12 protein-coding genes, 1 other RNA gene and 1 riboswitch are annotated in these 12,644 nt (G+C 72.3%); of the genes, 4 read left to right on the top strand and 9 right to left on the bottom strand.

Going from position 1 to position 12,644, the window contains the following annotated elements:
• Positions 1–20 precede the first annotated feature (20 nt).
• Positions 21–575: a YqgE/AlgH family protein gene (locus EUA93_RS12870; RefSeq protein WP_129400501.1), complete on the bottom strand. Its 555-nt coding sequence runs from the start codon at positions 573–575 to the stop codon at positions 21–23.
• A 71-nt stretch (positions 576–646) separates the two neighbouring features.
• Between EUA93_RS12870 and EUA93_RS12865 the strand changes: the two genes are divergently transcribed.
• On the top strand, positions 647–1,279 hold the full coding sequence (locus tag EUA93_RS12865) for a TetR/AcrR family transcriptional regulator (protein WP_129400500.1): 633 nt from the start codon (positions 647–649) through the stop codon (positions 1,277–1,279).
• A gap of 9 nt (positions 1,280–1,288) precedes the next feature.
• Here EUA93_RS12865 and EUA93_RS12860 read toward each other — a convergent pair whose 3' ends face one another.
• From EUA93_RS12860 to EUA93_RS12850, 3 genes are all read right to left on the bottom strand, one after another.
• Complete coding sequence (locus EUA93_RS12860; protein WP_165355153.1) at positions 1,289–2,308, bottom strand: DUF3048 domain-containing protein; 1,020 nt, start codon at positions 2,306–2,308, stop codon at positions 1,289–1,291.
• 94 nt (positions 2,309–2,402) lie between these two features.
• Complete coding sequence (locus tag EUA93_RS12855; protein ID WP_129400498.1) at positions 2,403–2,987, bottom strand: C40 family peptidase; 585 nt, start codon at positions 2,985–2,987, stop codon at positions 2,403–2,405.
• 6 nt (positions 2,988–2,993) lie between these two features.
• Positions 2,994–3,149, bottom strand: a riboswitch (cyclic di-AMP (ydaO/yuaA leader).
• A gap of 177 nt (positions 3,150–3,326) precedes the next feature.
• Entirely contained in the window at positions 3,327–4,094 is a 768-nt protein-coding gene (locus tag EUA93_RS12850; protein ID WP_129400497.1) for an SDR family NAD(P)-dependent oxidoreductase, read from the bottom strand.
• A gap of 118 nt (positions 4,095–4,212) precedes the next feature.
• Between EUA93_RS12850 and EUA93_RS12845 the strand changes: the two genes are divergently transcribed.
• Complete coding sequence (locus EUA93_RS12845; protein WP_129400496.1) at positions 4,213–5,283, top strand: phosphatase PAP2 family protein; 1,071 nt, start codon at positions 4,213–4,215, stop codon at positions 5,281–5,283.
• 10 nt (positions 5,284–5,293) lie between these two features.
• Here EUA93_RS12845 and EUA93_RS12840 read toward each other — a convergent pair whose 3' ends face one another.
• Together EUA93_RS12840 and uvrA are read right to left on the bottom strand one after the other, a co-directional pair.
• Entirely contained in the window at positions 5,294–5,707 is a 414-nt protein-coding gene (locus EUA93_RS12840; RefSeq protein ID WP_242497355.1) for an HIT family protein, read from the bottom strand.
• A 26-nt stretch (positions 5,708–5,733) separates the two neighbouring features.
• Entirely contained in the window at positions 5,734–8,220 is a 2,487-nt protein-coding gene (uvrA, locus tag EUA93_RS12835) for an excinuclease ABC subunit UvrA (RefSeq protein ID WP_129400494.1), read from the bottom strand.
• A 68-nt stretch (positions 8,221–8,288) separates the two neighbouring features.
• On the opposite strand from uvrA, the gene EUA93_RS12830 reads away from it, so the two are divergent.
• Together EUA93_RS12830 and EUA93_RS12825 are read left to right on the top strand one after the other, a co-directional pair.
• Positions 8,289–8,804 (top strand): putative immunity protein, encoded by a 516-nt coding sequence (locus EUA93_RS12830; protein ID WP_129400493.1) that lies wholly within the window; start codon positions 8,289–8,291, stop codon positions 8,802–8,804.
• Positions 8,805–8,818: 14 nt separating this feature from the next.
• Positions 8,819–9,730, top strand: a complete 912-nt coding sequence (locus tag EUA93_RS12825) for an ABC transporter substrate-binding protein (protein WP_129400492.1) — start codon at positions 8,819–8,821, stop codon at positions 9,728–9,730.
• Here the strand turns inward: EUA93_RS12825 and EUA93_RS12820 are convergent.
• From EUA93_RS12820 to EUA93_RS12810, 3 genes are all read right to left on the bottom strand, one after another.
• Positions 9,683–10,726: a zinc-dependent alcohol dehydrogenase gene (locus tag EUA93_RS12820; protein ID WP_129400491.1), complete on the bottom strand. Its 1,044-nt coding sequence runs from the start codon at positions 10,724–10,726 to the stop codon at positions 9,683–9,685. The genes EUA93_RS12825 and EUA93_RS12820 overlap by 48 nt on opposite strands.
• Positions 10,727–10,868: 142 nt before the next feature.
• Positions 10,869–11,239: a transfer-messenger RNA gene (ssrA, locus tag EUA93_RS12815) on the bottom strand.
• A 58-nt stretch (positions 11,240–11,297) separates the two neighbouring features.
• Positions 11,298–12,629, bottom strand: a complete 1,332-nt coding sequence (locus tag EUA93_RS12810; protein ID WP_129400490.1) for a hemolysin family protein — start codon at positions 12,627–12,629, stop codon at positions 11,298–11,300.
• Between the last annotated feature and the right edge of the window lie 15 nt (positions 12,630–12,644).

Raw genomic sequence — 12,644 nt, 5'->3', positions numbered from 1 at the left:
GGGCAAGCCTAACCGGGACATCAGTTCATGTCCGGATCGACGGGCCGGTTCACGTGCCAGGCGAGCATGCCCGGCTGGCGTCGCATCACGTCGCGCCACAGCCCGGTCGTGTCGACGCGGAACGCGTCCCAGGACTCCGCGTGGACGACGTACCAGTCCCCGCGCTCCACCTCACCGTCGAGCTGCCCGGCACCCCACCCGGCGTAGCCGGCGAAGACCCGCATCGCGGACACGGATCCGTCGACCAGCTCGGTCGGGGTGTCCAGGTCGACCATGCCGACGGGGCCGTCGACCGGACGCCAGCCGACCGGGGCGTCCTCCGGGTCGCGCAGGCGCGCCACCGCCAGTGCGCCGTCCGTGCCGACCGGGCCGCCGCGGAAGAGCACCTCCGGCTCGGCCACCACGTCGTGCCAGGGCTCGAGGACGTCTGCCACCAGCACCTGCGAGGGGCGGTTGAGCACGACGCCCAACGCACCGTCCTCGTTGACGTCGAGCAGCAGCACGACCGTCTCGGCGAAGTTCGGGTCCTGGAGCGCAGGCGACGCCACCAGCAGCATTCCCGAGGACAACACCATGTCGTCCACTATGTCAGGCGACCGATGGTGGGACGGCCCCACCTGTGAGCGGGGTCACCTAGGCTGCACCGATGACGAACCGGCGCGAGCGCCACTCGGCCTCGACCAGGAGCGCGCTGGTCGACGTCGCCGAGCAGCTGTTCACCCGGCACGGGTACGCCGCCACGTCCCTCGACGCGATCGCCGCCGCCGCCGACGTCACCAAGGGCGCGCTCTACCACCACTTCAGCGGCAAGCAGGCGGTCTTCGAGGCCGCCTTCGAGCGCGTGGAGCAGCGCGCGACCACCGGCATCACGGCGGCGACCGACGGTGGCGACGACGCGTGGGCCAGCGCGCAGGCCGGGCTGCGCGCGTTCCTGACCGCGGTGCAGGAGCCGGGCTACCGCCAGATCGTCGTCGCCGACGGACCCTCGGTGCTGGGCCACGAGCGCTACCGCGAGCAGGAGGAGCGGTCGACGTACGCCCTCGTGGACGAGATCGTGCGGTCGGTGCTGGGCCGCGAGGCCTGGGCGCTCGACGACGCCATGCTCGGCACCTTCGCGCGGATCTTCTTCGGCGCGGTGTCGGCCGCCGGCACCGCGGTGGCGGCGAGTGACGACCCCGCCGCCGCGGCGGTGCGCGTCGAGAGGGCGATCGGCCTCGTCATGGCCGGCCTCCAGCAGCTGCTGGAGGCCGGTGTCGACGGGCCCTCGACCGGGGCCTGACGCGAACTGCTACTTGGTGAAGGTGATGTTGCCGTCGACGGCCGGCACCAGCTCGACCCACACGTGGCCGGCGGGGACGGTGAGCTCGCCGTCCTTGGTGGAGAGCTGGATCGCCCCGGTCAGGCCGTCCTTCTCCCAGGTGCCGCGCACGACCCGCCCGCCGTGGAAGAGCAGTGCAGCGCCCGTGCCCTCGAACTTGGTCTCCGGCACCGGGTAGCCGGCGGGGTCGCGGTAGCCCGCGTCACCGACCTTCACGCGCATCACGAGCACGGAGTCGGCCGGGAACTGGTCGCCCTGCGCGGCGTAGGAGTTGGTGTTGACGTAGGTGCCGCCCTGGTACTGCCAGGAGGTGGAGTGGTTGCCGAAGTCGGCGGTCAGGCTCGTCGCCTTGCCGCCCTTCGGGAGGTCCGCCTCGGTGCCCCACGGCAGGTAGGCCGGCGGCTCCTCCTTCGCGTTGAGACGCTTGGAGATCTCCGCGAGGTGGGCGAACAGGTTGTAGGGCGCCGAGCGCGAGTTGTCGCGGTAGACGCCGGCGGCGCCCTCGGTGATCCACGGGATCCCGGCGGCGTTGATCCGGTTGATGGTGATCTGCGCGGCGCCGCTGGTCACCACGGTCGCTCCCTCGGGCACGATGCTGATGTCGCTTGCGCGCATCGAACGCACCGGCCCGATGTCGGCCGGGACCTGGGAGTAGTAGAACGCGGCCAGGCGGGTGTAGCCGCCCTCGACGAGCTCCTCGACGACGAGGTCCGCCGAGCCCAGGCCGACCTGCGGCGCGCTCGAGGAGGTGTTGTCGACCTTCGTCACGATCACCGGGTGCTTGGGCGCCTTGCCGGTGCGCTCGAGGCCGGTCAGGGGCCAGTACGTCGGCTCCGGCGGCGCGCTCGTCTCGGCGGTCGGCTCGGACGACGAGGCGTCACTCGGCTCCTCCTCGTCCGTGCCGCCGGCGCAGCCGGCGAGCAGGAGCGAGGCCGCGACGAGCGTGGCGACCACGGCTCGGGACGAGGAGAGGTGGGGACGGTGACGCACGGGTGGCTCCGTTCGAGCGGGGGAAACGGGGGTGTTGTCGTAAAAGTGTGGTGGCGCGCCCACCCCGATCGGGGTAGGCGCGCCACAGGCTAGGTCAGCGACGCAAGGTCCCACCGAACCACGACGACGTCCACGGCACGGCCACCTGGACCCGCTGGCCGGAGCCCGGCGAGTGGACCATGAGGGCGTGCCCGCGGACCCAGCGCAGGAACACCGCAGCGTGGTAGACGCCGCCGGAGCCGTAGAAGAACATCAGGTCGCCCGGGCGCATCGCCTCCTTCGCGATGCGCGTGGTGTAGCCGGCCTGGGCACCCGACGTGCGCGGCACGGGGAAGCCGGCGCGGCGGTAGCTGTAGTAGACGAGACCGGAGCAGTCGAAGGCGCTCGGTCCGGCGGCGCCGTAGGCGTAGGCGTCGCCGCGCTGGCGCATGGCGGTGCCGAGGGCGCCGAGGACGCGGGTGTCGAGGCGCCTGGCGGCCCGGCGCTCGCGCCTCTCTCGCTTCTTCTTGCGGTCCTTGGCCGACTGGTGGTGCTTGTCCCTGGTGGCGACCGTGGTCGAGGTCGCGTCGGCGCCGGTCGGGGCGGCAGTCGCCGGGAGGGCGGTCATCGTCGATGCGGTGAGGCCGAGTCCGGCGAGCGCGAGCGCGCCGGCTCGCGCCGTACGAGTGATCGCAGGCATGCGTGTGGTTCCTTTCCCACGCCTGTGAGGTGAGCTGTCGGGCTGGGGCTGGAAAGTGCCCCGCCACCGGTGGTGGCTTCGCCCCGAGCCGACCTGCGGCGTGCGCGGATCGGCAGTGGAACCTGTGGGTCCCCCACTCCTGCCCTCGAGCTGTCTCGGGGGACGCCCCGGCCGGGCAGGACTCGGCGTTGCCGGGGCGGTTGGGCCTCGAAGGCCGCCCAACAACGTGACAGACGGCCTCCGGGGGCGCAAACGCACCACGGCCCGGCCTCGCCGGAGGGGCGGAGCGGAGCCGTGACCTGGGTCACTCAAAGTCGAGCGATCTACTCGACTTCACGCTCAGCCGAGCTTGCGGCCCCCGTCGACGTAGAGCGTCTGGCCTGTGATGAAGGACGCATCGTCGCTGCAGAGGAACGCAGCGGCGGCGGCGATGTCCTCGGGCTGGCCGACCCGGCGGACGGGCGTGGCCTCGGCGTTGAGCCGCTGCAGCTCCTCGGGCTCCATCTTCAGCCGTCGCGCGGTCGCGTCGGTCATCTCGGTGACGATGAAGCCGGGGGCGATCGCGTTGGCGGTGATGCCGTAGGGACCGAGCTCGATGCCGAGCGTGCGGGTCAGGCCCTGGATCCCCATCTTGGCGGCGGAGTAGTTGGCCTGGCCCCGGTTGCCGAGCGCGGAGACGCTCGAGAGGTTGAGGATCTTGCCGTACTTCTGCTCCACGAACCGCGACTGCGCCGCCTTGGTCATGTTGAAGACGCCCTTGAGGTGCACCCCCATGACGAGGTCCCAGTCGTCCTCGGTCATCTTGAAGAGCAGGTTGTCGCGGGTGATCCCGGCGTTGTTGACCAGGACGTGGATGCCACCGAGCTCGTCGACCACGCGCTGCACGGCGGCCTCCGACGCCGCGGAGTCGACCACGTCGCAGCCGATGCCGACCGCCGAGGCGCCATCGGTCAGGTCGAGCCGGCCGGCGGCCTCCTGGGCGGCGGCCTCGTCGAGGTCGAGGATCGCGATCGAGGCTCCCTCGCTCGCGAAGCGCTGGGCGATGCCGAAGCCGATGCCCCGGGCGGCTCCGGTGATGACGGCGACGCGGTGGTCGAAACGACCCATCTCGATGACTCCTGACGCGTGGATGACAGTGCGACTGTCACCCTAGACCGACCGTTCCACCAGGCCCCCGCGGACGTCCCCGTGCCCGGGCGCGCGCGGACATGGCTACGGTGTGCAGGTGCGACGAGGGGAATTCAGGGCGGCCGCCGTGGTGGCCGCAGCGATGGCCCTGGCCGCAGTGCTGGTGGCGTGGGAGCACCACCTGCCCATCCGCGACCCCGACGGGGCCAACCTGCCGACGTGGTTCCGGCTCCCGGTGATCGTCGGCTCAGCCGTCGTCCTGGACATCCTCGCCCGCTGGGCGCTGCTCGCCTGGCGCTCGGGATCGCCGGGGTCGACGACCCTGCGCGTGGTGGCCGTCGAGCGGTGGACCCGCGACCAGATCCGCTTCACCCTGAGCGGGCTGGTGACCTGGTACGTCGCCTACGTGGCGTTCCGGAACCTCAAGAGCTACGTCCCCTTCGTCACCGACCGCCTCGCCGACCCCGAGCTCGCCAGGCTAGACCGGCTGCTGTGGCTCGGCCACGACCCCGCCGTCGTGCTCCACGACGTGCTCGGCACGACGTGGGCCAACTGGGTCGTGGCTGCGGTCTACCTGATCTGGATCGGGCTCGTGCCCGCCAGCCTGGCCGTGGCGCTGGTCTGGACGCGCCGGTCCGTCTACGGCGCCTGGTACGTCACCGCAATCTCGGTGGACTGGTGCCTGGGCGCGATCCTCTACTACGCGGTCCCCTCGCTCGGGCCGACGTACTCCTCCCCCGAGTGGTTCGCCTCGCTGGCGCGGACGCCCAACACCGCCGTGCGCGACACGCTCCTCTCCGACCGGATCGAGGTGCTCGCCGGGCCGTGGGACACCCACACGGTCCAGACGATCGCGGCCTTCGCCTCGCTCCACGTCGCGGTGATGGTCACCCTCTGCCTCGTGGTGGAGGCGATGCGTCTCCCGGCGATCCTGCGCGTCGTGGCCTGGGGCTTCCTCGGGCTGACGATGGTGGCCACGGTCTACCTCGGCTGGCACTTCTTCGTCGACGTCCTGGCCGGGGTCGTCGTCGGCGCGGCGGCCTTCGTGATCGCCGCGGTGGCGACCGGCAACCCGCTCCGACGCCGGGCCGAGCCCTGGACGTTCCGCGCGGCACTCGACGAGTCGACCCGCGTCGAGGTCCGTCCGCTCGACACCCAGCTCGACTGAGCCCCACCCACTAGCCGGCGAGCGCCGACCGCAGCCGTCCGGCGTGGTCCTCCGCCTCGCCGTCGGCGTACTTCGTGCGCGGCCAGAAGAAGCCCCGCAGCCCGTCGCCCTTGGTGCGCGGCACGACGTGGAGGTGGAGATGCGGCACCGACTGGCTCACGGTGTTGTTGATCGCCACGAACGAGCCCTGCGCGCCCAGCCCCTCCTTGACGGCGGTGGCCAGCCGCTGGGAGGCCCTGATGAACCCGGCTCCCAGCTCGTCGGGCAGCTCGGGCAGGGTCTCGACGTGCTCGCGCGGCACCAGCAGGACGTGCCCCTTGAACACCGGTCGGGTGTCGAGGAACGCCATGAAGTCGTCGGTCTCGAGCACGACGTGACCGGGCAGCTCGCCCGAGACGATCCGGCAGAACACGCAGTCGGCCACCGCACCAGTGTGCCCGCCGCGGACGGTCATGACTCCCCCCGGTCCGGGTGACGGCCTCGGTGACGGTCCAGGTGGCGGGCCAGGTAGGGCGCGGTCGCGCTGCCCGGCGTCCCCGCGACGGCGGCGGGTGTCCCTGTGGCCACCACCCGACCGCCCTGGTCGCCACCGCCGGGGCCGAGGTCGATGACCCAGTCAGCCGTGGCGACGGTGTCCAGGTCGTGCTCCACGAGCACCACGGTGTTGCCGGCGTCGACGAGTCGGTGCAGCTGGCGCAGCAGCAGCGCGATGTCGGCGGGGTGCAGGCCGGCGGTGGGCTCGTCGAGCAGGTAGAGGGCGTGACCGCGACGGGCGCGTTGCAGCTCGGTCGCGAGCTTGATGCGCTGCGCCTCGCCGCCGCTGAGCTCGGTGGCCGGCTGCCCCAGGCGCAGGTAGCCGAGCCCCACCTCGCGCAGGGTCTGGAGGCTGCGGGCGGCCGCCGGCGTCCCGGCCAGGACCTCGGCCGCCTGCTCCACGGTCAGACCGAGGACGTCGGCGATGGTCAGGCCGTGCCAGGTGATCTCGAGGGTCTCGGCGTTGTAGCGCGCGCCGCGGCACGTCGGGCACGGCGCGTAGGTGCCGGGCAGGAAGAGCAGCTCGACCGAGACGAAGCCCTCGCCCTGACAGGTCTCGCACCGACCCTCGGCGACGTTGAAGGAGAACCGGCCGACGCCGTAGCCGCGCGCCGTCGCCTCGGGCGTCGCGGCGAAGACCTTGCGGACCGCGTCGAACAGGCCCGTGTAGGTCGCGAGGTTGGACCGGGGGGTCCGGCCGATGGGGCGCTGGTCGACGCGCACCAGGCGGTCGAACGACTCCAGGCCGGTCACGTCGTGGACGTCGATCTCGAGCTCGCTGTCCTCGGCGTCGTCCGGCGCCTGCCCGAGGTGGCGCCGCACGAGCTCGGCGAGCACCTGCGTGACGAGGGTGGACTTGCCCGAGCCCGAGACCCCGGTGACCGCGGTCAGCACGCAGAGCGGGAGGTCGACGGACAGGTCGGTCAGGTTGTGGCGGCTGACGCCGCGCAGGTGGAGCCAGCCGTGCGGGGTGCGACCGTGGCGCTCGAGGGGTGCGACGCGACCGAAGAGGTGCGCCCCGGTCACCGAGTCCTCGACCTCCTCGAGGCCTGCGACCGGGCCGGAGTAGAGGACCTGTCCCCCTGCCTCGCCGGCCCCCGGGCCGATGTCGACGATCCAGTCGGCACGGCGTACGACGTCGAGGTCGTGCTCCACGACGAACAGCGAGTTGCCCGAGCCCTTCAGCCGGTCGAGCACGTCGAGCAGGGGCTCGGCGTCGGCAGGGTGCAGACCGGCTGACGGCTCGTCGAGGACGTAGACGACGCCGAAGAGCCCCGAGCGCAGCTGGGTGGCGATCCGGAGGCGCTGGGCCTCGCCCGGCGAGAGCGTCGTCGAGCCCCGACCGAGCGCCAGGTAGCCCAGGCCCAGGTCGAGGAGGACCTCGACGCGCTCCACGATGTCCTGGGTCAGGCGCCTCGCCACCTCTCCCTCACCGCCCTCATCGCCCTCGCTGCCCTCGCCCTCGGGGCCGAGCAGCGTCACCAGGTCGACGAACGTGAGCGCACTGGTCTCGGCGATGCTCCGCCCGCGGAAGGTGACCGCCAGCGACTCCGGTTGCAGGCCGGTGCCGTGGCAGGCCGGGCAGACGGTGCTGCGGACGAAGCGCATCGCCTTGTCCCGCATCATCTGGCTCTTGGTGTCGGCCAGTGTGTGGCGCACGTGCTTGCGGGCGCTCCAGAAGGTGCCGTGGTAGTCGCGACCGGTGGTGTCGTCGGCCTCGCCGCGCCGGTCGATGAGCACGCGTGGCTGCTCGTCGGTGTAGAGCAACCAGTCCCGGTCCTTCCGGTCGAGCTCGCGCCACGGCACGTCGACGTCGATGCCGACCGCCTTCGTCACCCGCAGCAGGTTCTTGCCCTGCCAGGCGCCGGGCCACGCGGCGATCGCCCCGTCGCGGATGCTCAGCGACTCGTCGGGCACGAGGAGGTCCTCGGCGACGTCGTGGGCCTCCCCCAGCCCGTGGCAGGTGGGGCAGGCCCCGGCCGCCGTGTTCGGCGAGAAGGCCTCTGCGGCCAGCCTCGGAGCCCCCTCGGGATACGTGCCGGCCCGCGAGTAGAGGATGCGGAGGAGGTTGGACAGCGTCGTCAGCGTCCCGACCGTCGAGCGCGAGCTCGGCGCGCCGCGACGCTGCTGGAGGGCCACCGCCGGCGGCAGCCCGGTGATCTCCCGCACGTGCGGTGCCCCGACCTGCTGCAGCAGCCGGCGGGCGTAGGGGGCGACGGACTCGAAGTAGCGCCGCTGGGCCTCGGCGTAGAGGGTCCCGAAGGCGAGGGACGACTTGCCGGACCCCGAGACGCCGGTGAAGGCCACCATCGCGTCGCGGGGGAGGTCGAGGTCGACGTCGCGGAGGTTGTTCTCACTGGCCCCCCGCACGTGGACGAAGTGGTCCGTCGGGTCGTGGGTCACCTGTCATTCCTACTCGCCCGGGGTGTGCACGGCGACACCCGGTGCCGCTCCGGCACTACCGTCGCCCCATGATCCTGCCCGAGGTCCGCGATCCGAGGCTGGTCACGGTCCGACGCGGAGGGAGCCTGGGCGACGACCACCACCGGCTCCTCGCCCTGTGGGCCGCGGAGTGCGCCGAGCACGTCCTCGCCCTCTTCGAGACGGAGCGTCCGGACGACCCGCGTCCCCGCGAGGCCATCGAAGCAGCCCGCGCCTGGGCGCGCGGCGAGGCCGCGATGATGACGACCCGCGCCGTGGGCGGGCACGCGATGGGCGCCGCCCGCGAGCTGTCGGGCGCCCCACGCTTCGCGGCGTACGCCGCCGGGCAGGCCGCCGTGGTCGCGCACGTGGCCGAGCACGACCTGGGGGCGGCGGCGTACGCCATCAAGGCCGCTGTGGCGGCCGCTCCGCCGACGGAGTCGGACGCGACGCGACTCGCCGAGCGCGCCTGGCAGCGCGCCCGCCTGCCCGACGCGGCGCGCAGCCTCGTGCTGGAGGACCAGGCGCGCCGCAGCAGCATCTGCTGGAACGTCTTCGACGACTGACCTACGGTCGACGGATGCGCATCGTCTCGCTCATCCCGTCAGCCACGGAGATCCTGTTCGCCGTCGGGGCCGGCGACGACGTGGTCGGGGTGACCTTCGAGTGCGACCACCCACCCGCGGCGCGCGAGCGGCGCATCGTGTCGACCTCCGCCATGCCGGAGGGCCTGGCGCCCAGGGAGATCGACGACTTCGTCGCCGCAGCGACTCGGGCGGGCGACGACCTCTACCGGCTCGACGCCGGGGCGCTCGCCGAGATCGACGCCGACCTGGTCGTCACCCAGGACCTGTGCGCCGTCTGCGCCATCGACGTGGGGACGGTCGACGAGGCGCTGTCGTACCTCGGCTGCCGGGCCGAGGTCGCCACGCTCGACCCCCACACCCTCGACGACGTGCTGGACACGATCACCGAGGTGGGCCGCCTCACGGGCTACGCCACGGAGGCGGAGGAGGTCGTCGCCTCGTTCCGCGCCCGGCTGGCCGCCGTCGCCGCGCGGGTCGAGGGCCGCGACCGGCCACGTGTGCTGGTGCTCGAGTGGACCGACCCGCCGTACTCCCCCGGGCACTGGATCCCCGAGATGGTCGACCTCGCCGGAGGGATCCCGTCGCTGGGCGTCGCCGGCACCCGCTCGAGCCGGATCACGTGGGACGACGCCACGGCCTCACGACCCGACGTCGTCGTGTGCGCTCCGTGCGGCTACGACGTCGAGGGCAGCGCGGCGCTCGCCGAGGACGTGCGCGAGCACTTCCCCGGCACGCCGGTGTGGGCCGTGGACGCCGACGGCCTCTTCGCCCGGCCGGGTCCGCGACTCGTCGAGGGCATCGAGGTGCTGGCCGGGATCCTGCACCCCGACCCGGATCCCGACCCGGACCCCGAGGTGTCAGCGGCGGGGGTCGACGAGCACCTTCGCCTGCGTCGTCTTCCCTGAGTCGAGCTCGTCCATCGTCGCGGCGAGCTCCCCGAGACCGATGGTGCCGGTGTGCAGGGAGTCGACGACGACCGAGCCGTCGGCGATCGCGCGCATCGCGCCGAGGAAGTCCGCGTGGTTGTAGGCCAGCGAGCCGACGATCGTCAGCTCACGGACCTGCCAGTCGCCGTAGCTCACCGTGGAGTCGGTCATCGGGAAGCCGAGCAGCGCGAGCGTGCCGCCACGGCGGACCAGCTCGGCCGACGGCTGGAGGAGCGCGGCCGCACCGGTGCACTCGTAGAGCACGTCGGCGCCCAGACCGCTCGTCGCCTCGAGCAGCTGCGCGCGGAACCCCTCGCCCGGCTCGACGACGTCGGTGAACCCGAGCTCCTCGGCCGCGCGGCGGCGCTCGGGGTTCGGCTCGACGACGAACAGCCGGCCGGCGCCCGCGTGCCGCGCGTGCTGGGCGGCCAGCAGCCCGATCGGCCCGGCGCCCTGGACGACGACGACCGCGCCGAGCTGCTGGCGCACGCGCTTGACGGCGTGGAAGGTGACCGCGGTCGGCTCGACGAGCGCGGCCTGGACGTCCGACAGTCCGTCGACCACGGGCATCACCCGGCGGGCGGACACGACGATCGACTCGGCGAAGCCGCCGTGCACCGGCGAGTCCGGGGTGACGCCGTTGGCCTCGGCGAAGGCGGTGTCGCAGTGCTCGGCGTGGCCGGCGACGCACATCGCGCAGGTGCCGCAGGCCGGCCCGACGCAGGCGATGACGCGCTGCCCGGCCGACACGGTGCGTACGTCGTCGGCGACCCGTCGCACGGTACCGGTCCACTCGTGGCCGAAGACCGCCGGCGGCACCTTCCCGCCGGACGTGTAGTTGTGCGTGTCCGTCGCGCAGACGCCGCAGTAGGTGATGTCGACCTCCACCGCACCCGCGGGCAGCGACGGCGGCGACTCCTCCTCGACCAGCTCGACCTGGGAGACACCGGACACGCGTGCGTAGGAAGTAGTCACATCTTCAACTTACTCCGGTGGATCCAGCGGCCCCGGGAGCAGGGGTGCGGGTGGCGCAGCCCCGCCCCGCATGGCGTGGCCGCGCGGAAAATGAGCAACCGACGTGGCCCGCGCATCAGCGCGGGCCACGTCGGCCAGAGGTGGGTGGAGCTGCGGGGAATCGAACCCCGGTCCTCGAGCGTCGAACCAGGTCTTCTCCGGGTGCAGTCAGTGCTGTCGCTTTTCTCGGCCCCGGCGCTCGCACAGACACGTCGCCGACAGGCTCAGTCAGGATTGAGTCCCGATCACCCCTCCTGACAGAGAGTGACCAGCAAGTCTCCTAGATGAGGCCTGGGTCCGGGACGGAGACGGATGCCCGGTCAGACCCTTCGATCACTGCTCAGGCAGCGAGAGCGAAGTCGTTGCGCTTGGAGTTGGCAACTATAGGTTTCCAGCGATCGTTAACGAGATGACGCTGGCTTCTCGACCCGCTTCCCCTGGAACTAACGTCCCAAGTCGAAACCGATCAGCCCCTCTTGAGTTGTGAGTCGATCATACGTGCCAACGCCCACCGGCGTCGCGCGCATTCCCCTCAGTCCCCGGGCGTGCCCGTACCCGTACCCGGGGCGACGTCCGGCTCGGCGTGCGGCTCGCCGTCCGCCACCGGTGCGTGGAGTCGTACGCGGGTGATGCGGTGGCCGTCGAGCTCGGCGACCTCCAGCACCCGGTCGCCGACCGCCACCCGGTCGCCGCTGTCGGCCATCCGGGCGAGGCGGTGGAGCACGAAGCCCGCGACCGTCTCGTAGGGGCCGTCCTCGAGCTCGACGCCGGTGCGGTCGGCGAAGTCCTCGATCGTGAGCCCGGCGTCGATCGTCTCGGGGTCTGCCGCCGCAGCCGTCTCGGCGTCGCGGTCGTACTCGTCCTGGATCTCCCCGACGAGCTCCTCCATCAGGTCCTCGAGGGTGACGATGCCGTCGGTGCCGCCGTACTCGTCGACGACGAGCGCGATGTGCGCACCGAGGTTGCGCAGCTGGTCGATCGAGGGCAGCACCCGGTTGGTGCGCGGCAGCACCGGGAGGTCGCGGACGATGGCCGAGACCGGCGTCGCGCCGTCGTCGCTGCGGCCCAGCACGTCGCGGAGGTGGAGGTAGCCGAGGATCTCGTCGAAGGACTGCCCGGTCACCGGGTAGCGCGTGTAGGGCTCGCCCACGATGACCGAGACGGCGTCGGCGAGCGACATGTCGCCGCGCAGGAACACCACGTCGCCACGCGGCTTCATCACCTCGCTGATCGAGCGGTCACCCGCGTCGAAGACGTCGTCGACGATCTTGCGCTCGCCCTCGGGGATGTCCTCGTGCCCCGAGATCATGATCCGGAGCTCCTCCTCGTCGACCTCGTCGCCGGCGGCGTCGGGGTTGCCGCCGAGCAGGCGGAGCAACACGTTCGTCGACAGCGACAGCAGCCAGATGACGGGTCGCATCACCACGGCGAACTTGCCGAGCGGCGGTGCGAAGAGCTTGGCGACACCCTCGGAGCGCTGCAGCGCCAGGCGCTTCGGGACGAGCTCGCCGAGGACGAGCGAGAGGTAGGACACGACCAGGGTCGTCACCACCAGCGAGACGGTGTCGGGCCCCGGCAGGCCCAGTCCGTCGAAGACGGGGGCGAACGACGGGGCGAGCGTGGACGCGCCGAACGACGCCGAGAAGAACCCCGCGACGGTGACGCCGATCTGGACCGCTGACAGGAACCGTCCCGGGTCGCGCGCGAGGGCCGCGACCGCGTGCCCGCGCCCACCCTCTCGCTCGAGGCGGTCGACCTGGGCGGTGCGCAGCGACACCAGCGCCATCTCGGTCGCGGCGAAGACACCGCCGACCAGCACGAAGGCAAGCACCAGCAGGACGTCGACCCACAGTCCGGATTCCACGCGCAGACCCTAGTC

Source organism: Nocardioides oleivorans (assembly GCF_004137255.1).
Lineage (GTDB): Bacteria > Actinomycetota > Actinomycetes > Propionibacteriales > Nocardioidaceae > Nocardioides > Nocardioides oleivorans.
The sequence above is the reverse complement of the archived record's forward strand: the minus strand, read 5'-3'. Positions and strand labels throughout refer to the sequence as shown.